At 72.0% G+C, this 24,910-nt stretch carries 22 protein-coding genes; 13 read left to right on the top strand and 9 right to left on the bottom strand.

Going from position 1 to position 24,910, the window contains the following annotated elements; genetic code table 11:
• Positions 1-142 precede the first annotated feature (142 nt).
• A complete protein-coding gene (locus tag IG54_RS0124995; RefSeq protein WP_030788656.1) occupies positions 143-1,759 on the top strand; it encodes an N-acyl-D-amino-acid deacylase family protein in 1,617 nt (538 codons plus the stop codon).
• A 32-nt stretch (positions 1,760-1,791) separates the two neighbouring features.
• On the opposite strand, the gene IG54_RS0124990 is transcribed toward IG54_RS0124995, so the two are convergent.
• The 6 genes from IG54_RS0124990 to IG54_RS0124965 form a co-directional block, all read right to left on the bottom strand.
• On the bottom strand, positions 1,792-2,292 hold the full coding sequence (locus IG54_RS0124990; RefSeq protein WP_030788654.1) for a DinB family protein: 501 nt from the start codon (positions 2,290-2,292) through the stop codon (positions 1,792-1,794).
• 21 nt (positions 2,293-2,313) lie between these two features.
• On the bottom strand, positions 2,314-2,940 hold the full coding sequence (locus IG54_RS0124985; RefSeq protein ID WP_030788652.1) for an SAM-dependent methyltransferase: 627 nt from the start codon (positions 2,938-2,940) through the stop codon (positions 2,314-2,316).
• 262 nt (positions 2,941-3,202) lie between these two features.
• Positions 3,203-3,496 (bottom strand): SCO5918 family protein, encoded by a 294-nt coding sequence (locus IG54_RS0124980; RefSeq protein WP_030788650.1) that lies wholly within the window; start codon positions 3,494-3,496, stop codon positions 3,203-3,205.
• 102 nt (positions 3,497-3,598) lie between these two features.
• Positions 3,599-5,155: a DEAD/DEAH box helicase gene (locus IG54_RS0124975; protein WP_051819909.1), complete on the bottom strand. Its 1,557-nt coding sequence runs from the start codon at positions 5,153-5,155 to the stop codon at positions 3,599-3,601.
• A 276-nt stretch (positions 5,156-5,431) separates the two neighbouring features.
• Positions 5,432-5,635, bottom strand: a complete 204-nt coding sequence (locus IG54_RS0124970) for a cold-shock protein (protein WP_030788646.1) — start codon at positions 5,633-5,635, stop codon at positions 5,432-5,434.
• 317 nt (positions 5,636-5,952) lie between these two features.
• Positions 5,953-6,300: a MerR family transcriptional regulator gene (locus tag IG54_RS0124965; RefSeq protein ID WP_030788645.1), complete on the bottom strand. Its 348-nt coding sequence runs from the start codon at positions 6,298-6,300 to the stop codon at positions 5,953-5,955.
• Positions 6,301-6,697: 397 nt separating this feature from the next.
• Here IG54_RS0124965 and IG54_RS0124960 point away from each other — a divergent pair, with 397 nt between their 5' ends.
• The 5 genes from IG54_RS0124960 (at position 6,698) to IG54_RS0124940 (ending at position 9,907) form a co-directional block, all read left to right on the top strand.
• On the top strand, positions 6,698-7,075 hold the full coding sequence (locus IG54_RS0124960; RefSeq protein ID WP_030788643.1) for a hypothetical protein: 378 nt from the start codon (positions 6,698-6,700) through the stop codon (positions 7,073-7,075).
• A 153-nt stretch (positions 7,076-7,228) separates the two neighbouring features.
• Positions 7,229-7,651 (top strand): Hsp20/alpha crystallin family protein, encoded by a 423-nt coding sequence (locus tag IG54_RS0124955; RefSeq protein WP_030788642.1) that lies wholly within the window; start codon positions 7,229-7,231, stop codon positions 7,649-7,651.
• 37 nt (positions 7,652-7,688) lie between these two features.
• Positions 7,689-8,087 (top strand): DUF2267 domain-containing protein, encoded by a 399-nt coding sequence (locus IG54_RS0124950; protein ID WP_051819907.1) that lies wholly within the window; start codon positions 7,689-7,691, stop codon positions 8,085-8,087.
• Positions 8,088-8,198: 111 nt separating this feature from the next.
• Positions 8,199-9,410 carry a pyridoxal phosphate-dependent aminotransferase gene (locus IG54_RS0124945; protein ID WP_030788638.1) on the top strand — a complete coding sequence of 404 codons (1,212 nt, stop codon included), beginning with the start codon at positions 8,199-8,201 and terminating at the stop codon, positions 9,408-9,410.
• An 86-nt stretch (positions 9,411-9,496) separates the two neighbouring features.
• Positions 9,497-9,907, top strand: a complete 411-nt coding sequence (locus tag IG54_RS0124940; RefSeq protein WP_030788636.1) for a hypothetical protein — start codon at positions 9,497-9,499, stop codon at positions 9,905-9,907.
• A 93-nt stretch (positions 9,908-10,000) separates the two neighbouring features.
• On the opposite strand, the gene IG54_RS0124935 is transcribed toward IG54_RS0124940, so the two are convergent.
• Both IG54_RS0124935 and IG54_RS0124930 read right to left on the bottom strand, forming a co-directional pair.
• Positions 10,001-11,713, bottom strand: a complete 1,713-nt coding sequence (locus IG54_RS0124935) for a hypothetical protein (protein WP_051819905.1) — start codon at positions 11,711-11,713, stop codon at positions 10,001-10,003.
• Between the two features lie 195 nt (positions 11,714-11,908).
• Positions 11,909-13,753: a phosphoenolpyruvate carboxykinase (GTP) gene (locus IG54_RS0124930; protein WP_030788632.1), complete on the bottom strand. Its 1,845-nt coding sequence runs from the start codon at positions 13,751-13,753 to the stop codon at positions 11,909-11,911.
• 279 nt (positions 13,754-14,032) lie between these two features.
• Between IG54_RS0124930 and trhA the strand changes: the two genes are divergently transcribed.
• A complete protein-coding gene (gene trhA, locus IG54_RS0124925) occupies positions 14,033-14,749 on the top strand; it encodes a PAQR family membrane homeostasis protein TrhA (RefSeq protein ID WP_030788630.1) in 717 nt (238 codons plus the stop codon).
• 94 nt (positions 14,750-14,843) lie between these two features.
• On the opposite strand, the gene IG54_RS0124920 is transcribed toward trhA, so the two are convergent.
• The gene (locus IG54_RS0124920; RefSeq protein WP_030788627.1) at positions 14,844-16,865 is read right to left on the bottom strand and encodes a thioredoxin domain-containing protein; all 2,022 of its coding nucleotides are present in this window, start codon (positions 16,863-16,865) and stop codon (positions 14,844-14,846) included.
• Between the two features lie 136 nt (positions 16,866-17,001).
• Here IG54_RS0124920 and IG54_RS0124915 point away from each other — a divergent pair, with 136 nt between their 5' ends.
• The 6 genes from IG54_RS0124915 (at position 17,002) to IG54_RS0124890 (ending at position 24,899) form a co-directional block, all read left to right on the top strand.
• Positions 17,002-20,235 (top strand): tetratricopeptide repeat protein, encoded by a 3,234-nt coding sequence (locus tag IG54_RS0124915; protein ID WP_030788624.1) that lies wholly within the window; start codon positions 17,002-17,004, stop codon positions 20,233-20,235.
• Between the two features lie 112 nt (positions 20,236-20,347).
• Entirely contained in the window at positions 20,348-20,602 is a 255-nt protein-coding gene (locus IG54_RS0124910) for an acyl carrier protein (protein ID WP_030788621.1), read from the top strand.
• A 16-nt stretch (positions 20,603-20,618) separates the two neighbouring features.
• A complete protein-coding gene (locus tag IG54_RS0124905) occupies positions 20,619-21,947 on the top strand; it encodes a WS/DGAT domain-containing protein (RefSeq protein WP_158708924.1) in 1,329 nt (442 codons plus the stop codon).
• A 104-nt stretch (positions 21,948-22,051) separates the two neighbouring features.
• Positions 22,052-23,311 carry a wax ester/triacylglycerol synthase domain-containing protein gene (locus tag IG54_RS0124900; protein ID WP_234336337.1) on the top strand — a complete coding sequence of 420 codons (1,260 nt, stop codon included), beginning with the start codon at positions 22,052-22,054 and terminating at the stop codon, positions 23,309-23,311.
• Positions 23,312-23,421: 110 nt separating this feature from the next.
• On the top strand, positions 23,422-23,697 hold the full coding sequence (locus IG54_RS0124895) for an acyl carrier protein (RefSeq protein ID WP_030788612.1): 276 nt from the start codon (positions 23,422-23,424) through the stop codon (positions 23,695-23,697).
• Entirely contained in the window at positions 23,694-24,899 is a 1,206-nt protein-coding gene (locus tag IG54_RS0124890) for a beta-ketoacyl-[acyl-carrier-protein] synthase family protein (RefSeq protein WP_030788608.1), read from the top strand. Before IG54_RS0124895 ends, IG54_RS0124890 begins: the two co-directional genes overlap by 4 nt.
• The last annotated feature ends 11 nt before the right edge of the window (positions 24,900-24,910 follow it).

Raw genomic sequence — 24,910 nt, 5'->3', positions numbered from 1 at the left:
GCCCCCTCCAGGGCCACCCGCGGGGAATGACGAGACCCGCGCAGGTGGGCGGGTGGGGGAACCCGACCGGCCGCAGGCCGGAGAGCCCCCCGCCCAAGCCCCTGCCCCAGCGCCCCGCAACCCCCGCGAGAGAGGCCCCGCCATGGACCTGGTGATCCAGGACGCCCGCGTCATAGACGGCACCGGACGTGCCTCCTACCGCGCCGACATCGGCGTACAGGACGGCAGGATCGCCGCCATCCACCGGGAGGGCGACACCGGCCCCCGCCCGACGGCGCGGCGGCACACCCTGGACGCCCGGGGTCTGGCGCTGGCGCCGGGTTTCATCGACATGCACGCGCACAGCGACCTCGCCCTCCTGCGCGACCCGGAGCACACCGCGAAGGCCGCCCAGGGCGTGACCCTGGAGGTCATCGGCCAGGACGGCCTCAGCTACGCCCCCGTGGACGACCGCACGCTCGCCCAGGTCCGCCGGGCCATCACCGGCTGGAACGGCGACGGCTCCGACATCGACTTCACGTGGCGCACGGTCGGCGGTTACCTGGACGCCCTGGACACGGCCCACGGCGGCCACGGCATCGCGGTGAACGCCGCCTACCTCATCCCGCAGGGCACCGTACGGATGTACGCGCTGGGCTGGGACGACCGCCCGGCGACCCCCGCCGAGCTGGACCGCATGCGGCACCTCGTCGCCGAGGGGATGAGCGAGGGCGCCGTCGGCATGTCCTCGGGCCTCACGTACACCCCCGGCATGTACGCCGACGACTCCGAACTCGCCGCGCTGTGTGAGGTCGTAGCCACCCACAAGGGCTACTACTGCCCCCATCACCGCAGTTACGGGGCGGGCGCTCTCCAGGCGTACGAGGAGATGGTGAACCTCGCCCGTACCGCGCGCTGCCCCCTGCACCTCGCGCACGCCACCATGAACTTCGGCGTGAACAAGGGCAGGGCCCCCGACCTCCTCGCCCTCCTGGACGACGCCCTCGCGCACGGCGCGGACATCACCCTCGACACGTATCCCTACACCCCCGGCTGCACCACGCTCGTCGCGATGCTGCCCAGTTGGGCGGGCGAGGGCGGCCCGGACGCGGTCCTCGCCCGGCTCCGGGACGACGCGAGCGCCGAGAGGATCCGCCATCACCTGGAGGTCGTCGGCTCCGACGGTTGCCACGGCGTCCCCATCGAATGGGACACCATCGAGATCTCCGGCGTCCTCGATCCCGGGCTCGCCTCCTGCGTCGGCAGGACGATCCAGCAGTTGGCCGACGCGCGGGGCGAGGACCCCTGGACCACCGCCCGCCGTCTGCTCATCGACGACAGGCTGGGCTCGACGATCCTCCAGCACGTCGGCCACGAGGAGAACGTCCGGGCGATCATGCGGCACCGCGTGCACACCGGTGGCAGCGACGGCATCCTGCAAGGGGTCAAACCGCACCCGCGCGCCTACGGCACGTTCCCGCAGTATCTCGGGCGCTACGCACGGGAGTTGGGCGTCATGTCCCTGGAGGAGACCGTCGCCCACCTCACCGCGCGGCCCGCGGCCCGCCTCCGGCTCCCCGACCGGGGCCTCGTCCGCGAGGGCTACCGCGCCGACCTGGTCCTCTTCGACCCGGAGACGGTCGCGGCGGGCTCGACGTTCGAGGCGCCCCGCACGCTGCCCGTCGGCATTCCACACGTGCTGATCGACGGCCGGTTCGTGATGCGGGACGGCCGCCGCACGGACACCCTCGCGGGACGCGCCGTACGCCGTACACCCTGACCACCCGACCCCCGGCCCTCAGCCCTCGGCCCTCAGCGTCCGGTCGCGCCGTCGATCAGTTCGCGGAGGATGTCCGCGTGGCCGGCGTGGCGGCCGGTCTCCTCGATCAGGTGGGTGAGCGCCCAACGGACGCTGGGGGCGGGGCCGTTCGGCCCGGGGCGGGGCAGGGGCGCGCCGAGGTCGGCGCATCCGTCGAGTACGTCGTTGGCCCGGTCGACCGCCTGCCGGTAGCGGGCGACGACGTCGGCCACGCTGTCCTCGGGCGCGGCGCGGAAGGTCGCCGGCCAGTCGGTGACCCGCTCGCCGAGGAACGTGGCCCGCTCGACGGCGGTGAGGTGGCCGAGCAGGCCGAGCAGATTCGTGCCGGACGGCACCGCGGCGGTTCGTACCCCCGGTTCGGGGGCGCCCTCGACCTTCGCGCGGACCGAGTGGCGAAGGTAGTCGAGGAAGCCGCGCAGGACCTCGGTCTCGCTGTTCCCGGTCCGGGGTGGCGGGGTGTCACCGCGGCGTGCGCGGCGGGATCCGGTGGACATGGCGTGCCTCCTCCCGTGGGTTCAGGCGGCGCGGCGGACGATCAGGACGTGGTCGGTGACCTCGGCGGTACGCCCGTCGGGTCCGGTCGCCGTCCGGCGGGGCGCCGCGGCCCGCTCGACCGTCCACCGCGCCGGGTCGAGGCCGAGATCCGCGGCGACCTCCTGGGGTGCCGGGTACCGCACGTGAGGGTCCTGGTTCCACGACCAGGGGGCGGTCGAGCCGTGGTCGACGACCAGCAGCGCCCCGCCCGGGCGCAGGGCGTGCGCGGCCTTGCGCAGGACGGTTGCCCTGTCCAGTTCGAGGGGGGTCTGGAAGTAGTGGGCGCTGACGAGGTCGAACGCGCCGCGCGGGAAGGACCCGGGCAGATCGTGGCGTTCGGCGGCGATCCGGTCGCCGAGGCCGTGTGCGTGGGCGAGCCCGGTGAGGCGCTCGACGGCCACGCCCGAGACGTCGACGGCGGTGACGTGCCATCCCTGGCGGGCGAGCCACAGCGCGTCGCCGCCCTCGCCGCAGCCTAGGTCGAGCACATCGCCGGGCGGCAGGCCGGTGACCGTCTCGGTGAGTCGTACGTTCGGCCGCGGATCGGTGGCCGCCGGCCGGGCCGCGTAGACGCCGTCCCAGAACGCGACGGGGTCGGCGGTGTCCACCGGCTCCCCGGAACGCGCGGAATGCACAGGCTTCACGGGGTCCACAGGGTTCACGGGGTTCACGGGGTTCATCGGGGGCTCCTCCGGCCGGGCTTTCGGGAACGCCCGCAGTCTTGTCCGGCTCCCCGTGATCCGGCACGGATCCTTGCGGTTCCGGCAAGTACGTACGCAACCGCAACGGCCGCCTGCGCCTGCTGATCGGCGAGCGTGATGTGACGCTCTCAGCGGGCGAGGCGGCCGAGTTCCCCCCAGGGGGGGGCGGCTAGACGAGGGACGTCGGCCAGGCCTGCGTCGCAGGCTCCGGGTCCGGCGCGACGGGCTCGGGCATGGCGCGGCAGGTGAAGCCGAGGCCGGTCAGCGCCCGGGTCACCTCGCGCGCCGAGAAGTCGCGGCGGTCCTGCCGCGTGATGACTTCCCCGACCTGCTTGACGGGGTAGTGACGCCGGTTGATGATCACCGACTCACCGGTGACGGGCTCGGGCTTGACGCCCTTCATGGCCTGCTCGACCTCGCTCTTGAACAGGTCGAAGGGGAAGCGGGCGATGACACAGCGCATGGTGCCTCACAGAGGGGAAGGGGCGGGGAGACCTGAAGGGGCTCCGGGCGGGAGCCCGGAGGGAAGACCCCGGGCGCAAGCCCGGGGTCGAGCGGCCCTGGATCAAGCGGCCCTGTTCTGCGAAGCCCCCTGCGGGGCCCCGCCCTGCGACGCGCCGCCACCCTGCGTGCGGGAGGCGTAGGCGCGGCGCGCGCGACCGTCGCGGGGACGGCGGCCACGGGCCGGGGAGCCGCCGCCGCGCCGGGAGCCTTCCTTCGGCGGGGCGGCGATGGTCACCGGGACCCCCGAAGGGGTCCTGGCTCCGGTGATACGCGTCAGCTCGGCCTCGCCGGACCGCACCTGGATGGTCTGCGGGGTGATGCCCGCGGCCACCATCAGCCGGTTCATGTCGCGCCGCTGCGCCGAGGTGACCAGCGTGACGACGCTGCCGGAACCACCCGCGCGGGCGGTGCGGCCGCCGCGGTGCAGGTAGTCCTTGTGGTCGGCCGGCGGGTCGACGTTGACGACGAGGTCGAGGTCGTCGACGTGGATGCCGCGCGCCGCGACGTTCGTCGCGACGAGCGCCGTGACCTGGCCGGACTTGAACTGCGAGAGCGTACGGGTGCGCTGCGGCTGGGACTTGCCGCCGTGCAGCGCCGCGGCCCGCACCCCGCTGTTGAGCAGGTGCGTGGTGAGCTGGTCGACGGCGTGCTTGGTGTCCAGGAAGAGGATCACCCGCCCGTCGCGGGCGGCGATCTCCGTCGTGGTGGCGTACTTGTCGGCGCCGTGGATGTGCAGCACGTGGTGCTCCATCGTGGTGACCGCGCCCGCCGAGGGGTCGACCGAGTGGACGACCGGGTCGTTGAGATAGCGCCGGACCAGGAGGTCGACGTTGCGGTCCAGGGTGGCGGAGAACAGCATCCGCTGGCCGCCGGTCCGCACCTGGTCGAGGAGTTCGGTGACCTGGGGCAGGAAGCCCATGTCGGCCATCTGGTCGGCCTCGTCGAGGACGGTGATGGCGACGTCGTCGAGCTGGCAGTCGCGACGCTCGATGAGGTCCTTGAGCCGTCCGGGCGTGGCGACGACGACCTCGGCCCCGGCGCGCAGCGCGCCGGCCTGCCGTCCGATCGACATGCCGCCGACCACGGTGGCCATGCGCAGCCGCACCGCCTTGGCGTACGGGGTGAGCGCGTCGGTCACCTGCTGCGCCAGCTCACGGGTGGGTACGAGGACCAGGGCGCGCGGGCGGCGCGGCTCGGCGCGCTGTCCCGCGGTGCGCGCGAGCACGGCGAGGCCGAAGGCGAGGGTCTTGCCCGATCCGGTGCGCCCGCGGCCGAGGACGTCACGGCCCGCGAGGGAGTTGGGCAGCGTCGCCGCCTGGATCGGGAAGGGCTCGGTGACACCCAGCCGGGTGAGGGTCTGCACCACGCCGTCGGGCAGTCCGAGCGCGCCGAAGTCCTCGACGGGCGGCAGGGCCGGGGTGACGGTGACCGGGAGGGCGAACTCTCCCTGGAGCGCGGCGGGACGCCGCGAGGGGCCCTTGGAGTACGACCGTCCGGAGGAGCGGGGTCCGCCGGAGCGGGGGCCGCCGCCGGAACGGGAGCCCTCCGTGGCGCGGAAGCCGCCGGATGAGCGGGGGTTGCCCGTGTGTCGGCCGTTCGTGCGAGTTGAGCGGTTCATGAAGAACCTTCCTCGATGCGGCGCGTATCGAGGAATTCTCGCCGACACCTAAACGGTGTCGAGAATTGCAGGAACGGCCGGGGGAATAAAACATTGATTCCGGCCGCCGAAATAACATTCGAGACAGGCCGGTCAAGAGAGGGGGGACACGCTCCGGGTTGATTCACCGGGGTGTCGGGTGGTGCGTCGTGCCATCGGGGGCGTTATCCCCGGAAACAAAACGAGCTGGGGCCCGCACCCAAGGTGCGGGCCCCAGCTACGAAGTGCGCGTCAGCGTCAGGCGGGAACGATGTTCTCGGCCTGCGGGCCCTTCTGGCCCTGCGTGACGTCGAAGGTCACCTTCTGGCCCTCCTGGAGCTCGCGGAAGCCCTGGGTGGCGATGTTCGAGTAGTGAGCGAAGACGTCGGCGCCGCCGCCCTCCTGCTCGATGAAGCCGAAGCCCTTTTCCGCGTTGAACCACTTCACGGTGCCAGTAGCCATGTCATATCTCCTTCGGGGCAGTGCCCGTGGAGTCCACACTGTGCGAACTCCGCGTTGTCGTAATGATTACCCCGTCCGGTAATGACCGGCAATACAAAGTGCCCCGCCGACACATAACGCCGACTGAGCACTTGAAGTCTCTTGGGAACCACAACTGCAACTGATAACGACAGTAGCACGCCCTCGCCGTCGGCGCAGGATCTTTTATGCCGTCCGCCGGTCGGCATAAAAACCCTCACCGCGCATCACGCGAAATTCTGCATTTGCCACCGTAGATATCTGGCGGCGCGAGGTGCAGCGTTTCGTGGACGGCGCCCTCAGGACGACGATCCCCCCTCGGATCCGGTGGGGGTGCGGCGCAGCTGTTCGTTGAGGCGCAGCGCGTCGTCGAGCTGGTCCTCGAGGATGACGATGCGGCAGGCGGCCTCGATCGGGGTGCCCTGGTCGACGAGTTCCCGGGCGCGCGCGGCGATGCGCAGCTGGTAGCGCGAGTAGCGGCGGTGACCGCCCTCGGAGCGCAGCGGTGTGATCAGGCGGGCCTCGCCGACCGCCCGCAGGAAGCCGGGGGTGGCGCCGATCATCTCGGCGGCCCGGCCCATCGTGTAGGCGGGGAAGTCGTCGTCGTCGAACCGGTCGGGGCCCTGCGTGAGGGTCTCTGGGGGCATTTGCACCTTTTCTGGAACGCGTCGAGGGGCCTGGTGCCGCTACGGCACCAGGCCCCGAGGGGTTTCAACACCATCTACCGGCCCTGTGTGCCGGCTATCTGTTTCCGCACGGCCGCCCGAAGAGGCGGGGATGCGGGGATCGCGGATGCGTGACCGGGGACCACCTTCCAATCCGGGGTCTGCGGTACCCGGGCGACGACGAACCTCGCCCAGGCGATCCTGATGGCGTCCACTCCTCTCTTGTGCTGAACGTCTATGACTACACCAGGAACTCTAACAACGGCGGTTGTGCATGTCTACTCCAGCCGTGACAGATTTTCGGGAGCGGAGGAAGAGGGATCGAGGAGAGGGGATCAGGGCACCCACGCGCCCCCTCCCCTCGGTAGGCTCACCAGTCATGTCGAAGCCTGACGAACTGCTCGTCGACATCGCCACCCTGGTGGAGTCCGAGCGCAGCAACCAGATGTCCCTCACCGTGGTCGTGGCCGGCGCCGTCATCACCGGACGGCTGGCCCCCGAAGCCCTGTGGCGGCGGCGCGTCGCCGAAGTCCTCAAGGACTCCGACCAGCTGGGCCCCTTCGCCTCCGTGTTCGAGGGCGAGGGGGTGCCCGCCGACCCGCCGGGGGACGCCACGCCCCCCACCCACCTGCACTTCCACCTGGCCCGGATCCTCCAGGGCAACGTGGGCCTGCCGGAGACGGGCGGGATGTACCGCATCCCCCTCCAGGACGTGAGCGCCTGGACCGTGGGGGACCTCAGCTACTCCGACCACTGACCGTCCCGGACTCGGGGCCGGGCCCGCGCCGCCGCTCCCGCGGCCGGATGCGGACCCGGACCTGAGTCCGGCCTTGTCAATTTTCTTCCTCCGGGCTATATAGAAAAACGTAAGGGCATCGCACCCAGTACCTGAGGAAGGGAGTGACCCGTGATGCTCATGCGTACCGACCCGTTCCGCGAGTTCGACCGACTCGCCCAGCAGGTCTTCAGCAGTGCGCGGCCGGCCGGAATGCAGATGGACGCCTACCGCGAGGGCGACGACTTCGTGGTCCACTTCGATCTGCCGGGCGTCGACCCGGAGTCGATCGACCTGGACGTGGAGCGCCACGTCCTGAACGTGCGCGCCGAGCGCCGCTCCCCCGCCCCCGAGGGCGTGGAGATGATCGCGGCCGAGCGCCCCACCGGCACCTTCGCCCGCCAGCTGTTCCTCGGCGACACCCTGGACACCGAACGCATCGACGCCTCGTACGACGCGGGCGTCCTGACCCTGCGCATCCCCGTGGCCGAGCAGGCCAAGCCGCGCAAGATCCAGATCAGCGGCGGCGGCAGCGGCCGCAGGCAGATCAGCGGCTGACCCGGACGAACGACACGAGACGGAGGAGAACGGCACGATGAGATGGAGCGAACTCATCGAGGCGGTGCGGGAGTCCGGCCAGTACGCCACCGCGGCGGAGGCGGAGCGCGTGACGCGCGCCGTGCTGTCCGCCCTCGGCGGCCACGTCGTCGGGGACGAACGCGTCGAACTGGCGGGCCAGCTGCCGACCGAGGCCGCGAGGCTGATCGCGGACGAGGTGCCCGTGGTGCGGCGGCTCACGGCACCGGAGTTCGTCGAGAGCGTGGCGCAGCGGCTCGACGGCGCCACACCGGCCACCGCCCGATGGGACGTCAGCTCCGTCCTCACCACCCTGGCGCGGGCGGTCGGCGAGGAGCTGGTCGACCGCCTGCTGAACCTGCTGCCGCCGGGCTACGCCCTGCTCTTCGGCAGGGCCGAGCTGGCGCCTGCGGCCTGAGGACCTGAGATCCGGGCGCCGCCCGCACCCCTTCCAGCTTCCGGAGGGGGCCGGGCGGCGCCAAAAGAATCCGCTCCCCCGACCGCCGGAACACCCCGTAAGCTCCCCGCCATGCAGGTCATCCAGTCGACGAAGCTCGCCAACGTCTGTTACGAGATCCGGGGCCCCGTGCTTGAGGAGGCGACGCGGCTGGAAGCAGCAGGTCACCGCATCCTCAAGCTCAACACCGGAAACCCCGCCGCCTTCGGCTTCGAGTGCCCGCCCGAGATCCTGGAGGACATCCTCCGCAACGTCGGCGACGCGCACGGCTACGGCGACGCGAAGGGCCTGCTGGCCGCCCGCCGCGCGGTGGTCATGCACAACCAGACCCTCGGCATCGAGACCGACGTCGAGCACGTCTTCGTCGGCAACGGCGTCTCCGAGCTGATCGTGATGGCCATGCAGGCCCTGCTCGACGACGGCGACGAGGTCCTCGTGCCGGCCCCGGACTATCCGCTGTGGACCGCGGCCGTCTCCCTGTCCGGCGGCACCGCCGTGCACTACCGCTGCGACGAGCAGTCCGACTGGATGCCGGACCTCGCCGACATCGAGCGCAAGGTGACCGACCGCACCAAGGCGATCGTGATCATCAACCCGAACAACCCGACGGGTGCCGTCTACAGCGACGACATGCTCCGCGGGCTGACCGACATCGCGCGCCGCCACAACCTCCTGGTCTGCTCGGACGAGATCTACGACAAGATCCTCTACGACGGCGTGACGCACACGGCGACCGCCGCCATCGCCCCCGACCTGCTGACCCTCACCTTCAACGGCATGTCGAAGGCCTACCGCGTGGCGGGCTACCGCGTCGGCTGGATGGCGATCTCGGGGCCGAAGGCGCACGCCTCCTCGTACATCGAGGGGCTGACGATCCTCGCCAATATGCGCCTGTGCGCGAACATGCCGGGCCAGCACGGCGTGGTGGCGGCGTTGAGCGGGCGCCAGACGATCAACGACCTGGTGCTGCCGGGCGGGCGGCTCCTGGAGCAGCGCGATACCGCGTACGACCTGTTGACGCGGATCCCCGGCGTGAGCTGCGTGAAGCCGAAGGGGTCGCTGTACCTCTTCCCGCGGCTCGACCCGAAGGTCTTCAAGATCAAGGACGACCGGCAGCTGGTCCTCGACCTGCTGCGCGCCGAGAAGATCATGGTCGTGCACGGTACGGGCTTCAACTGGACCGAGCCCGATCACTTCCGCGTCGTGACGCTGCCCACGGCGACGGACCTCACGGAGGCGATCACCCGCATCGGCAGCTTCCTGGACGGCTACAGCCAGCCCTGACGCACCCGCCGGGCCCTCCCGGACCGCGCTCAACTTTAGACGGAATCTAAGATAGGATGGTCCCCATACCGCTTGGAGGCCACCCCATGTACGAGCCGATCCGCACCAAGTCGGTCCACACGATGGCCGACGACGCGAGCTTCCCGCACCGCTCCCGCGAGGAGGAGCTGGACATCCAGCTCGCCGGGCACCTCGCGGCGCTCCTCGCCGTCACCGACGAGCTGCGCGCCCTCGCCCCGGGCACGGACCTGGACGCCGCCGCCGAACGGCTGGCGGCCCAGGTGGCGCGGCTGCGCCGCGGCGCGCGGCCGGCGCGGTCCTCCGTGGCCGCCGCCATCCACGAACCGCACCTTGCCGCCCTGCACCAGCGCGCCCACGCCCTCGCGGGCCGCGCCCTGGTCGTGGCGGCCTCCCGCGCCGACACCGCGGCGGCGATCCTGGCCGCAGAGCGCATGGACGCCCACGCGGACGCCACGCGCCTGGTCGGCGCCTCCTGACCGGCCCCGGTCCGCGGCCGGGGAGGCCACGGACCGGGTGCCACCAAACCGGACCGGGTGCCACCAGAACGGTGGCCCCGGCCGGACCTGCGCCTAGCCGGTGATCCTCACCGTGGCCTCGGCCGACGAACCCGCGTGCAGGGCGTCGCCCTCGTAGCTCACCGCGTAGACGGTCCTGCCCCGCTTGTTCGGCAGGTCCTTGATACGGAACGTGCCGTCGGCCGCGACCGAGGCGGACGTCAGCTCGCCCGTCGTGCCGAACCGGTCCGTGCGCGTCACCTTCAGGCCGATCCCGGACGGCAGCGCGCGGCCCTGCCCGGTCAGCTTGCCGGTGATCTCCACGCCACCCGTGCGGGTCGCCTCGGCGGGTGCCTTCAGCTCGATCGCCGTCGGCGCCTTCGCCACGTCGACGGTGACCGTGACGTCCTCGGCCGGGCGGTGGGTGACATCGCCGAGGAAGCGCAGGGTGTACGTCGCCTCGCCCGTCCTGTCCGGCACGTCGAGCACGGTGAAGCTGCCGTCGGCCGCGACCTTGGCGGCCGCCACCTCCTGGGTGCCGTCGGCGTCCTTGCGGACCGCGGTCACCTTCAGGGGCTCCGCGGGCGCGGGCCCGTCCAGCTCCAGCCTGCCGCGGATGCCCAGCGGCTCACCGACGACGGCCTTCGTGGGCGTGGTGGTGAGCCCGCCCGTGAAGCGCGAGTCGTGCTGCGCGGCGGGCGGCTGGATGACGTGCAGCCAGTGGCCGCCGTTGATGTCCGAGGTCACCGCGAAGAGCCGCGAGCCGTCCTTGGCCCAGCCGAGGCCCCGCGGCACGACCCGCGAGCCGTCGAGCGCCCCTTCAAAGGCGAACTCCATGGCCGTGGTGCCGTCCGCCGGGTCGGCGGGCTGGATCAGCAGATCGGCCGTGCTGCCCGAGGCGGCCGCGCCCCGCGCCACGTACTTGCCGTCGCCGCTGAACGCCACCGCCGACGCCTTCGCGCCCTCCGGGAGCGGCTGATAGTTGACCGGGGCGTCCGCCAGGTCGTCGGCCGTGAGCAGCCGCGTGCCGTATGCCGCGTCGGCGACGGCGATGCGCTTGCCGTCCGCGCTCTGGGCGATGTCCTTCAGGTCGAGCGCGCCCTTGCCGTCGGCGTCCGCGAACCGCCGCGAGGGACCCCGTACGAGGTTCTCGCCGCTCGCGTCGAAGGTGGTGAGGAACGGATTGGCGCCGGTGTCCGCGCCCGCCTGCCCCATCACGAGCCGGTCCGGCGCCTCGGGGCCCGCCTCCAGCTTCAGGCGTCCCTGGCTGTTCCAGCCGGTGGAGACGGAGGAGGTGCCGCTGACCCCGTACAGCAGCGCGCTGTTGTCGGGACGGTCGCAGTACCCCTCGGTGTACGGCGTCTCCGTGAACCACGTCTTGCCGCCCGCCACGGCCACGTCCCGGCCGCAGGTGGTGTTGTACGGCGTGTACGCGATGTCGCCCCTGGCCTGCGTCGCCGTGTCGAACTTCAGGATGCCGCCGGCCTGCGAGACATGCAGTGTCGCGCCGTCCGCGCTCAGCGCCATGCCGGACGCCGGGTGGTCGGTGGCGAGCGAACCCACCTTCTGGCCCTGGAAGTTGTACACCAGGACCGCGCCCGGACCGCTGGACTTGCGGCCGTCGGTGACGTACACGCGCTCGTGCGCGGAGTCGACCACCATGGCGCCGAACGAGGAGATCGGCAGCTTCGCCGCCTCGTCCGACGGTGTGGCGGCGTACGCGGCGGGCGTCCCGGCGGCCACCAGGCCCGCCGAGCCGAGCGCCACCGCGAGGGCGATGCCCGTCATACGCCGTAACCGCTGAGAGTGCTTCAACTTGGCCCCCCACAGGCTGTCTTGACGGCACGCTTCGAGCAGCGGGCCGTGTGTGGGGTCATTGAAACATGTGAGGACTGTGTGACGTGCATGTATATGACGTGCGTACGCACGGGAGGGGCCCCGCACGCCGTTGTGCGGGGCCCCTGCCACGAGCGCTCGGGACGGTCAGCCGAGGCGCTGCACCAGCGCGCGGTACTCGTCCCACAGCTCCTTGGGCGTGTGGTCGCCGAAGGTGTTGAGGTGCTCGGGGACCAGGGAGGCCTCCTCGCGCCAGGCCTCCTTGTCGACCGTGAGCAGGAACTCCAGGTCGGCGTCGGCCAGTTCGAGGCCGTCGGTGTCGAGCGAGTCCCTCGTCGGCAGGATGCCGATGGGGGTCTCGACACCCTCGGCCTTGCCATCGAGGCGTTCCACGATCCACTTCAGGACCCGGGAGTTCTCACCGAAGCCGGGCCACACGAACTTGCCGTCGGCGTTCTTCCGGAACCAGTTGACGTAGTAGATCTTGGGGAGCTTGGCCGGGTCCTTGCCCGCGCCGACCTTGACCCAGTGGGCCATGTAGTCGCCCATGTTGTAGCCGCAGAACGGCAGCATGGCGAACGGGTCGCGGCGCAGCTCGCCGACCTTGCCCTCGGCGGCGGCGGTCTTCTCGGAGGCCACGTTCGCGCCGAGGAAGACGCCGTGCTGCCAGTCGAAGGACTCGGTCACCAGCGGGACCGCGCTCGCGCGGCGCCCGCCGAAGAGGATCGCCGAGATCGGCACGCCCTTGGGGTCCTCCCACTCGGGCGCGATGATCGGGCACTGCGAGGCGGGGGTGGTGAAGCGGGCGTTCGGGTGGGCGGCGGGGGTGGCGGACTCCGGCGTCCAGTCGTTGCCCTTCCAGTCCGTGAGGTGGGCCGGGGTCTCCTCCGTCATGCCCTCCCACCAGACGTCGCCGTCGTCGGTGAGCGCGACGTTCGTGAAGACGGAGTTGCCCCACAGCGTCTTCATGGCGTTGGCGTTGGTGTGCTCGCCGGTGCCGGGCGCGACGCCGAAGAAGCCGGCCTCGGGGTTGATCGCGTAGAGGCGGCCGTCCTCGCCGAAGCGCATCCAGGCGATGTCGTCGCCGATGGTCTCGACGGTCCAGCCCGGGACCGTCGGCTCCAGCATGGCGAGGTTCGTCTTGCCGCAGGCGCTCGGGAAGGCGGCGGCGACGTACTTGCTCTCGCCCCGCGGCGGCGTGAGCTTCAGGATGAGCATGTGCTCGGCCAGCCAGCCCTCGTCGCGCGCCATGACGGAGGCGATGCGCAGGGCGTAGCACTTCTTGCCGAGCAGGGCGTTGCCGCCGTAGCCCGAGCCGTAGGACCAGATCTCGCGGTCCTCGGGGAAGTGCGAGATGTACTTCGTGGAGTTGCAGGGCCACGGCACGTCGGCCTCGCCCTCGGCGAGCGGGGCGCCGAGCGTGTGGACGGCCTTGACGAAGAAGCCGTCCTCGCCCAGCTCGTCCAGGACCGCCTGGCCCATCCGGGTCATGGTGCGCATGGAGACGGCGACGTACGCGGAGTCGGTGATCTCGACGCCGATCGCGGACAGCGGCGAGCCGACCGGGCCCATGCAGAAGGGCACGACGTACATCGTGCGGCCCTTCATCGAACCGCGGAAGACGCCGCCCTGCCCGTCGGCGCCCCGGAAGATCTCCCGCATCTCGGCGGGGGCCTTCCAGTGGTTGGTCGGGCCCGCGTCCTCCTCCTTCTCGGAGCAGATGAAGGTGCGGTCCTCGACGCGCGCGACATCGGTCGGGTCGGAGGCCGCGTAGTAGGAGTTCGGGCGCTTGACCGGGTCGAGCTTCTTGAAGGTGCCCTTGGCGACCAGCTCCTCGCACAGGCGCTCGTACTCCGCCTCGGAGCCGTCACACCAGACCACACTGTCCGGCTGCGTCAGTTCGGCGATCTCCTCGACCCAGGAGAGCAGCTCCTTGTGACGGGTCGGGACGGTGTTGGTCGGGGTGCTGGGAGCCGCGATATCGCGCGCCACGATTGCTCCTAATCGAGGGGTTTTTGAGGATGTATGCCCCGTGGGGGCTGCGACCCGGACGCTTCACGTGTAGATCCTCTGGCGCTCATCCGGTGCCGACCGCACTCATTTGATCATCCGACGCGGCCGCGCATCTGTCCAGAGGGCCTCACACCTGAGCGGCGTGAGCATCGCCACTTGTACGGCTTCGGGTGCCCGGAGGGCGGTTCCATCCGATTTGATGACCGGTTCACGTGCGGTTGATGTCCGACTTACGGGGGCGTAGGTACGATGCCGAGCATGACCGCCTCCGTCTCCGAAGCGATCCCGGAACCCGAGGACGCCCCCTCGCTCGTCCCGCCCCCACAGGACATGCCGCTGCCCGTGAAGCCCAAGATGCGCGGCTGGCTGCACGCGGGAATGTTCCCCGCGGTGGTCGTGGCCGGCCTGGTGCTCACCGCGCTCGCGGACTCCACCCGCGGCCGGATCGCCTGCGGCATCTTCGCCCTGACCGCCTGCCTCCTCTTCGGAGTGAGCGCGCTCTACCACCGGGGGAACTGGAGCCCGCGAGCGGACGGGGTCCTGCGCAGACTCGACCACTCCAACATCTTCCTGATCATCGCGGGCACCTACACCCCGCTGACGATGCTGCTGCTCCCCGACGCGAAGGGGCGGTGGCTGCTCTGGGGCATCTGGGGCGCGGCCGTCGCGGGCATCGCCTTCCGCGTGTTCTGGGTCGGCGCCCCCCGCTGGCTCTACACGCCGTGCTACATCGCGATGGGCTGGGCGGCCGTCTTCTTCCTGCCGGACTTCATGCGCACGGGCGGCATCGCCGTGCTCGTCCTGGTCGTCGTCGGCGGGCTGCTCTACAGCGCGGGCGGCGTGATCTACGGCATCAAGCGGCCGAACCCCTCGCCCCGCTTCTTCGGCTTCCACGAGGTCTTCCACTCGCTGACGCTGGCGGCCTTCGCCGTGCACTACATCGGCATCTCAATCGTGGCCTACCAACACGGCTGACCCCTCCCCCTGTCATTTCTCCTCCCTTACTCCACCCGGCGGCCGCGGCTCTTCAGCCGCGGCCGCTTCCGCCCGCACGGACGGATACCCAGCGCTACGCGAGCATCCCGGCGAGCGCACTCGCGTCGGTCGTCGGCGCGTCGCAGACGAAGCCACGGCAGACATAGGCCGCCGGACGCCCGTCCACCAGCCCCCTGCCCGCGAGCAGCGGCAGCTCGTCGGAGCCGGGCGGCCCCGCCGCCACCACCGCCCCCGGCGCCGTGCCGAGCAGCGCGGTCCGGTGCAGGTCGCCGAGGACCTCCCCCACGACGGCCACCTCGCGCGGTCCGTCCAGCGCCGCCTCGGCGACCGCGAGACCGTGCCCGATGAACCGCGGCACGCGAGGCCCGAGCGCCTTGACGACCCCGAGCGCCCGCTCCGCCGCGGTCCGGTGCGGCGAGGCCCCCGTCTGCGCCGCGTACGACAGCAGGGCCCCGGCCGCGGCCGTCCACCCGGAGGGCGCCGCGTTGTCCGTGGGGTCCTGCGGCCGCCGGATCAGCCGCTCCGCGTCCGCCGCCGTGTCGTACAGCGCCCCGCTCTCCTCGTCGACGAACTGCGCGAGGACGTGGTCGAGCAGGAACCCGGCGAACTCCAGCCACACCCCCTCCCCCGTCACGGAGGCCAGCGCGAGGAAGCCCTCGGCGACATCCGCGTAGTCCTCCAGGACGCCCGCGTTGGCGCCGACGCGCCCGTCCTTCGAGGTGCGGGCGAGCCGCGCACGGTCGTCCATGTGCAGACGTACGAGGAGATCGCCCGCGCCCACGGCGGCCGTGACGAGGTCGGGCCGGTCGAAGTACGCGCCGGCCTCCGCGAGCGCGGCGATCGCGAGGCCGTTCCAGGCGGCGACGACCTTGTCGTCACGCCCGGGAGCGGGCCGCTCGGCACGCGCGGCGAGCAGCCGCTCCCGCACCGACGCGAGCCGCGAGGCCTCCGCGAGCGGGGCTTCGGCGACGGGGAGTTGCAGAACGGAGGCGCCTTCCTCGAAGGTGCCTTCCTCCGTCACGCCGTAGCAGGCCATCGCGAGATCCGCGTCGGCCTCCCCCAGCACCTCCCGCAACTGCTCGGGCGTCCATACGTAGTACGCGCCCTCGACGTGCTTGCCCGTCGCCGGGTCCTCGCTGTCGGCGTCGAGCGCGGAGGCGAACCCGCCTTCGTTGGTGCGCAGTTCACGGACCATGAAGTCGGCGGTCTCCAGAGCCACGCGACGCGCGAGGTCCGAGCCGGTGGCCCGCCACAGATGGGCGTACGCGCGGCACAGCAGCGCGTTGTCGTACAGCATCTTCTCGAAGTGCGGCACGACCCACTCCCGGTCGACCGAATAGCGCGCGAAGCCGCCGCCGAGCTGGTCGTAGATGCCGCCGCGCGCCATCCGCTCACAAGTGTCGGCGGCCATCTGGAGCGCGCCCTCCGCGCCCGTGCGGGCGTAGTGCCGCAGCAGGAACTCCACCGCCATCGACGGCGGGAACTTGGGCGCGCCGCCGAAGCCGCCGTGCGTCGCGTCGTAGTCGCGGGTCAGGCCGAGCAGCGCCTGCGCCAGCTCGTCCTCGCCGGGCTTCTCGCCGGTGCCGTGCGTGAGCTGCCGCTCCCCGAGGTCGCGCACGATCTTCCCGGCGACCTCGGCGACCTCGCCTCGCCGGTCCGTCCACGCCCGGTGCACGCCGTCGAGGATCTGCGGGAAGGACGGCATGCCGTGCCGGGGCTCGGGCGGGAAGTACGTACCGAAGTAGAAGGGCTCGGCGTCGGCGGTGAGGAAGACGGTCATGGGCCAGCCGCCCTGGCCCGTCGCGGCCTGCACGGCCTCCATGTAGACGGCGTCGACGTCGGGGCGCTCCTCGCGGTCGACCTTGATGTTCACGAACTTCTCGTTCATGAGCGCGGCCGTCGCCTCGTCCTCGAAGGACTCGTGCGCCATGACGTGACACCAGTGACAGCTGCTGTACCCGACGCTGAGCAGCACCGGCACGCCCCGTTCGCGGGCCTCCTGAAAGGCCTCGGCCGACCAGGGCCACCAGTCGACGGGGTTGTCGGCGTGCTGGAGCAGGTAGGGGGACGTCTCTTGGGCCAGTCGGTTCGGCATACCCCCCATCCTCGCGCACACCGGGCGCCGGGCTCACGTACGCCGGGCCCTGATCCGCCGACTCCCTCGCATCGGAGCCCCGTACGCAGCACACTTGCGACCGCAGGAAACCGTTGCTCTCGGAGGGGGAACCCATATGCGGGACAGCCATCGGGCCGAGGCCGAGCGGCTGTTGGCACGGGCCGTGGAGGAGGAGGTGCGGCGCTCGGGCGGGCGCGTCGACGGGGCCGTACTGCTCTCCCGGGCGCGCGGCGCCCTGGACGCGATGGCGCAGACGGCCGCCGAGGAGTACGACACGTACACCCGGGCGTTGGACGAGGCGGATGCCGGGCGGCTCACCTTCGGCCAGCGGTACGCGCGCGAGGGCGCCGGAACTCCCCTTCTGGTGGCGGTGGTTGCCGCCGTCGCGGCCGGGGTGTCGGACCTGTCGTTCGGTACGGGCGTCGGCACGGCGCTCGGCACCGGCGCGGTCGTCGCGGTGGCGGGCGCGGCGGCGACGGTCCTGAAGGTGACCGCCTCCCACGTGCCGGCGGCGAGCCGTCGCGCCGGGGCGCTCAGCCAGCCGGGCGGGCCCGAACAGCTGCGGCTCCAGTGGCTGACGGCGCTGGAGGTGCGGGGCATCAGGCCCTTCCTCGACCAGCAGCGGGTCCTCGCCGCCTCCACGGGCACGGGGACGGCGAAGAAGGCCGCGCCGCAGCTGCGCGGCACGGACAAGAGCGCGGCGGCGCGCAGGCGCTCCGCACTGGAGCAGTCCTTCTCCCAACTCCCTCAGAATGACGGGCATTTCGCGGGCCGCAGGGCCGAGCTGGGACAGATCGCCCGGTGGGTGCACGCGGCGCGCGCCAGCACGGACACCCGGCCCACGGTCGTCCTGCTGTACGGCGCCCCGGGCTCGGGAAGGTCAGCGCTCGCGGTGCGGGCCGCGCACGATCTGCGGGACCAGTTCCGCGGCGCGTGCGTGGTGGACCTGCGCGGCGACGCCCCGCGGGAGACCCCGCTGTCCACGCGCGACGCGCTGCTGCACCTGCTGAATCGATTGGGCGCGCCGCGCGAGCAACTGCTCTTCCGGGAGCGTTCCTCGCAGGAACAGCAGGTCAAGCGGCTCAGCGAGCTGTACCACCAGTATCTGACGGGTATGGCGGTGGTCATCGTCCTGGACGACGCGGGCGACGCCGAGCAGGTGCGCACCCTGATCCCGGAGCGCTCGGACAGCCTCGTCCTCGTCACCGCGCGGCAGCCGCTGGAGATCCCCGCCGACCTGCCCGCCTGGGTGCACCGGCTCCCGGTCGAGGCGCTGGACGAGGCGGGCGCGGAGGAGCTGCTGCGGGAGTCCGCCGAGGATCCCTCGGGGCCCTACGACGCCGAATCGACCGAGGCCGTACGGGAGTTGTGCGGCGGCCTGCCGCTCGCGCTGCGCGCCGCCGGGTCCTCGCTCGGCCCGCGCACCCCGCGCCGGCTCGCGGCGGACCTCGCGGCGTACGGGCCCGCCGACAAGGTCGGCCCCATCGAGCGCGTCCTGTGGCTGCGCTACACCGACCAGTCCGAGCCCGCCCGGCGCCTGCTGCGCCGCCTCGCGCTCGCCGGACGCGCCTCGCTCGGCCCGGCCGCGGCGGCGGCGCTGCTCGCCACGGACGAGCAGGAGGCGGGCCGCAGGCTCACCGCGCTCTCCGACGCGGGCCTGGTCGACCGGCTCCGGGGCGGCCGCTACCGCCTGCACGACCTCGTACGCGCCTTCGCCCTCGCCCGTCTGCTGGACGAGGAGGAGCCCGCCGAGCGCACCGCCGCGCAGGAGCGGCTCATCGTCAGCTACGGCGAGCTGGCCGACACGGTGATCCGCCTGGTCGACGGCAAGACGTCCACCCGCTCGAACACCGTCTTCCGGTCGGGGACCGCCGGGCAGCACGGCTTCACCTCCCTCGACGCGGCGCTGCGCTGGCTGGACGACGAGTCGACGTTCATCACGGCGGCGCTGCGGCACGCGGAGGGCGTCGACCAGCGGGCCGTCCTGAACCTCCTCGGCGCCCTGTGCGACTACTGCCTGCTGCGCGGCGACCTCTACCGCCTGGGCGAGATCAACGAACTCACCCAGGCCATCGACCAGGGCCTCCTCGGCCGCAGCGTGCAGTGGCGCACGGGCATCGCGGCCCGTCAGCTCGGCGAGCTGGATCAGTCGCGTACGACGTTGAACTCCGTCGTCGACCTCTACTTCGAGGCCCACCAGGACGCCGCCGCGGCCCGTGCGCTCGGCTCCCTCGGCATCACGCTGCACCACCAGGGCAACCTCACGGAGGCCGCGGCCCGGCTGACGGAGGCGCTGGACCTCCAGGCCTCCGACGAGCTGGCGGGTGACCGGGCCTGGACGCTGCACGCGCTCGCCGCGGTGGAGCGCGACCGCGCCCATCTCGCGCACGCCCTCGACATGCTGGAGCGGGCGCTCACCCTGCACCGCGCGGGTGGCTCCGTGCACGGCGAGGCGTGGACGCACTTCCAGCTCGGGCAGCTGCGGCTGCGCATGGGCGACGTACCGCGTGCGGAGACGGAGCTGCGCGACGCCCTCGACCTGTACGGCCGCACGCGCGACGCGCGCGGCGAGGCCTGGGCCATGACGCAGCTGGCGCGGGCCCGCCTGGTGGCCGGCGACCCCTCGCCTGCGGTCGACGGCCTGCGCCAGGCGGTGTCCCGGCACCGCGACAACGAGGACGCGCGGGGCGAGGCCTGGTCGCTGTACTACCTCGGCCAGGCCCTGGAGGAGATGGGCAGCCTCGACCAGGCGGTACGCGACCTGGAGCGGGCGCGCACCATGTTCTCCCGGATGCGGGACGTATACGGGCTCGCGTGCGCCCGCCACCACTCGGCGCGCGTCACCCGCGACCAGCGCGCCGCCCAGACCGGCTCGCTGCGCAACTCCGGGTTCGCCCGCCAGCTCCTGGTCGACGCCCGCGCCGACTTCCAGCGGATCGGCGTCGCGCACGGCGAGGCCTGGACGTGCCTGGAGCTGGCGGTCGTGGACGCGGGCAACTCCCGCACCCAGCAGGCGCTGGCCCTGTGCGACGAGGCGATCGTCCTGTTCACCTCGTACGGCGACCGCCGCGGCGAGGACTGGGCCCGCTTCCTGCGCTGCACCCTGCTGCCGTACGCCTCGCCGGGCGGCTGGGAGATCGGCACGGCGGTCGCCCAGGAGGAGCTGAACCAGCTCGCCCGCGCCGACCACCCGACCCGCGACGGCAAGCTCGCCGACTACTTCCAGGCGTACGGGCTGCTTTTGGAGCGGGGCACCGAGCTGGAGACGGGCTGGCAGGCGTGGCGCCTCGGCATGGTGCCCAACCGGCATGCCCGGGAGGTGATGGGGGTGGAGGTGCCGCGTGATTAATCCTTATAGGTGAAATAGCCATGGGCGGGCTGTTATGCCGAGTGGCGTCGTAAGGATGGGAGGTCGCAGGGGCCGTCGGTATGCCGGTCCGAGCTGACCTCAAGGAGATTCGATGACCAAGGGATACAGCACTGTCGTGGATATCCTCGTGGACAAATTCCAGTGCGCGGAAGAGGAGTTGACGCCCGCCACGACCGTGGAGGACGTGGATCTCGACTCGCTCGCGCAGGTCGAATTCGCCATCACCCTGGAGAGCAGGATCGGCCGGCCGTTCAGCGAGGACCAACTCACCCTGGACACCACGCTGGGCGAGATCGCCGCCGCCGTCGAATCCTCGTTGTCCGTCGGCTCTTCTTATGAAAAATAGTATTGCCCTGTCACCTGTGGACGAACTTCTCTGCGGCGCGGGCCCCCACCCCAAACCCCCCATCGCCATGGCCGCGTTGTTCACGGGAGCACCGCCACCCCTCGATGATCTGCGCGACAGGGTGGTCGAGCGCTGGGGCGGCCTCCCTCTGCTGCGCCGGACTCTGCTACGGCCCGCGCGGCCGACGTGGCTGCGCCCGCACCGCTGGGTGCCGCTCGACGGCTTCGACGTCCGCGCCCACGTCCGCGAGCACGTCCTGGATACGGATGAGGGCGCGGGCGGTAGGGCATTCACGGACCTGCTCGGCCGGCTGGTCACCCAGCCCGTGCCCGACGGACTGCCGCCCTGGCGCCTGCGGCTCGTACGGACGGCGCGGCAGACCGGCGCACAGGAGTGGTTCGGGCTCGTCCTGACCGCCCATCACGCCCTGATGGACGGCCGTTCCCTGGAGCTGCTGCTGAGCGGTCTCCTCGACGGTGGTCACCCTCGCGGCGCCAAGGCCACGGGGCGCGCGCGGGCCGTCCGGGCGCCTCAGGTCATCCCCGGACCTCGACGCGCGGCGCCGGCCGAGCGGCCCCGGAGCACCGGCCGACCGCTGGACGCGCTGCGTACGGGGCAGGCCCTGCCGCTGCCTTCCGGCCCACCGGGGGCGAAGAGGGATCTCGCCTGGGTGGACGTGGACACGGACGCGGTACGAGCGGCCCGCCGGGCCCTGCCCGGACTCGGCGCGTCCCTCAACGAGATCCTGCTCGCGGCCTCCGCGGGCGCCCTGCGAACCGTCCACGGCGAGCCGGACCACTGGGCCGCGGCCACCCGCCCGCTGTACGGCCTGTTCGCCGTGGACCTGCGCACGCCGGAGCAGCCCAACACGCTGGGCAACGTCGTCTCGGCGGTGCGGATACCGCTCCCCATGGCCATCGACGACCCCCGGGAACGGCTTGCGGCATGCCGGGCCGTGGCGGCCGCTCCCGACTCCGCGCACACCGCGGCCGCCGCCACGCACTTGCTCAGCACCGCCGCCCGTCTGGGCCCCTGGGGGCTGCGCCTGCTCGCCGTGCGAGCCAATTCGCGCCGGTGGGCCCCCGTGGTCTGTACGGCCATCAGATGGCCTCGGGGCCCGTGGTCCCTGGACGGCGCGCCGCTGGCGAAGGCGATCACCCTGCCCCAGGTGCAGAACCCGGAGGCGGTCAGCCTGACCCTGACGAGCTACGCGGGCACGCACACCCTCTCCGTGATCAGCAACACCCCTCCGGGACAAGCCCGGTTGCTGGCGGCCGCGTTCGAACGCGAACTGACGTCCGTCGGCTCCACGGTGAGCACCGCCGGTCGTAACTCCCCGCTGTGAATCTCGTTGCCTTCTGTGACTGCGAGCAGCGGTCGAGTCAGGCCAACAGCGCCCGGAACAAGGAAGATCCCCAGAGGATGCCCCCAGCGGAGGAGATGTCGGCCATGGATCGCATGAGGCTCTCCTTCCACGATGCGACGCTGCTGCACAACGGCTGCCCCGGTGTCATCGGCGCGGCGGCGGTCTTCACCGGCGAGGAGCCCGACCTCCGCGAAGTCCGGGCACGGGTCGCCGAACGATGGACGGCACTGCGACGGATGAGCCACCAGCTCGACACCTCGCTCGCGACAAGCACGGGTGAGCGGCGAGCACCGCGTCGACGCCGCCTGCACTGGGTCGTACGGGGGCCGTTCGAGCCCGAGGCGCACGTCCTCGCCGCGCCGGGCAAGCTCGACGACCTGTGGGCGGACGTGGTGGGCCGCCCGCTCCCCGACGGGGCGCCGCCCTGGCGGCTCTACGTCGTCCCTGGTGGCCCGGACGGCGGGTTCGCGCTGGCACTGGTCGCCCAGCACGCACTGCTGGACGGGCGTTCCCTCGAAACCCTGCTGCGCCTTCTGATGGACGACGCCGCCCCGGCGCGGACCGCGAGCAGCACGGCGCGGCCCCGCGTCCGGTTCGGCGCCGTGACCAGGGAACTCAGGGCGCTGGCGACCCGCGGGCAGGCCCTCCCGACACCGTCGCCTCGCCGGACGTCCGCCTCGGTCGCCGTACGCACACTGCCCGCCCCCACGATCCGCGCCGCGCGCCGGCACCCCGTGGACACGCGCGGCGCGACGCTGAACGAACTGCTGGTCGGCGCGGTGGCCGGGGGGCTGCGCGCCCATTTCGGCCCTCCACGCCACTGGCCGCGCACGCGGCCCGTGTTCACGGCCGTACCGAGCGACCTGCGCGCCCGGGACGACCAGGACGCTCTGGGCAACGGCTCGACGGCCGTACAAGTGGCGCTGCCCCTCGACCATGACGACCCCGTCGCCCGCCTGCGGGTCTGCCAGACCTCGCTGCGAGCGGTGCCCGCACGGTCCGGCGTCCACGCCGCCGCGCTGCTCCCCATGGCAGAAACGGTCCACCGTGTGGCGCCCTGGCTGACCGCGCGGATGGCGGGCAGTGCCTCGGAGCCGACCTTCGTGGCGACGGTGACGACCGCCATGAAATGGCGTGACGCGTCATCCGCCTTTCACGGCAACGGACTTCAGCACGTCGTGGGGCTGCCGCCGCTGCACCGGCCGGGCAGTGCGAGCTTCCATCTGATGCAGAGCCATACCGCCTGCACGCTCACCGTGGTCTGCCACTTGCTCCCCGACAGCGCTCAACAACTCGCGGACGCCGTGGTGGACGAATTCGAGACCCTGGCGCGGATGTCATGACGCCATCGCAAGACCTGACGCCATGGAAAGACCTGACGTACCAAAAGACCTGACACTCCGGAAGATCCGAGAAAGGGAAAAGCACCGTGGGAACAGAAGTGAACGCGGCCGTGGAAGATGAACAAGCGGGCGTATGGGCCGAGTTGCGTCCCCTCTGCGCGCACATCATGTCCGTCCCCCAGGAGCACGTCGTCCCGCACGCCCGGCTCGTGGCCGACCTCGGGGCCGACAGCCTGGACGTCACCGAACTACAGGTCGCCTCGGAGGAACTCTTCGGCGTGTCCCTCAAGGGAGCCGACCCCGCCGCGGTGTCCACGGTCGGTGACGTCGCCGCTCTCATCGTGAAGCAGCGCACCCGGCCCGCCCCGGGCGTGGTCACTGGATGACACGCAACGACGCTGTCGCGATCACGGGCCTCGGAGTTCGCTGCGGGGCAGGGGCGACGACGGGTGAGCTGTGGGAGAACCTCCTGCGCTCCCGTTGCGCGGCCACGCTGCACGCCTTCGACGACGAGGCCACCGTCGTGCACCCCGCGTACCCCATGGCCGACTTCACTCCCGAGGGCTACCTCGCCCCGAAGGAGGCGCGCCGAGCGGACCGCTCCGTGCAGATGGCGGTGTGCGCCGCCATGGACGCGGTCACGGACGCCGGGGGCCTGCACGTCCCCGCCGCCCGCAGGGCGGTCGTCACCGGCACCACGTACGGCGGCCTGATCAGCCAGGAGCACGGCATCGGCAAGCCCGACGTGTTCTACCCGGCGCGGGTGATGCCCAACGCCGGTGCGTACTGGATCAGTTCCAAGGCCGGTGTCACCGGCCCCACCCTGACCCTCTCCACCGCGTGCGCCTCGGGAACGCACGCCGTGGGCGAGGCGATGCACATGATCCGGGCCGGGCGCGCCGACGTGGTCGTGACCGGCGGCCACGACAGTCCCTTCACCGCGACGACCGCGCTCGCCTTCGCGCGGTCCGGCGCCATGGTCACCGACCGCACCGAACCCGCCCGCGCCTCACGGCCGTTCGACGCGGAGCGGCAGGGATTCCTCCTCGCCGAGGCGGCGGCGTTCCTGGTCCTCGAACGGCTCGACCTGGCGCGCGCCCGCGGCGCGCGCGTCTACGCCACCCTCATCGGATACGGGTGCAGCTCCGACGCCTACCACCTCACGGCACCGCATCCCGACGGCAGCGGCGCGGCAGCCTGCATGGAGCAGGCGCTCGCCGACGCCGGTATCGCTCCCGACGCCGTCACCCACGTCAACGCGCACGGCACCGGCACCGTCCTCAACGACGTGGCGGAAGCCCGCGCCCTCGCGTCGGTGTTCGGCCCCGCCGCCGTACCGGTGACCGCCGCCAAGTCGGTGACCGGGCACGCCCTCGGGGCCGCTGGAGCCCTGGAAGCCGTGATCACCGCTCTGTCGCTGCACGAAGGAGTCGTGCCGCCCACCGCCCACCTCACCCGGCTGGACCCCGAGTGCGATCTCGACGTCGTCGTCCAGCCGCGCAAGCTGTCCGCGGGACCGGCGCTCAGCAACAGCTTCGGCTTCGGTGGGCACAATTCCTGTGTCGTCCTCGACTCGGCCGAGCGCTGACGCCGATGAAG

It is taken from the genome of Streptomyces sp. NRRL S-920, assembly GCF_000717945.1.
GTDB lineage: Bacteria > Actinomycetota > Actinomycetes > Streptomycetales > Streptomycetaceae > Streptomyces > Streptomyces alboniger.
Note: the sequence above shows the minus strand (reverse complement) of the source record. Positions and strands in the feature narration are given on the sequence as shown.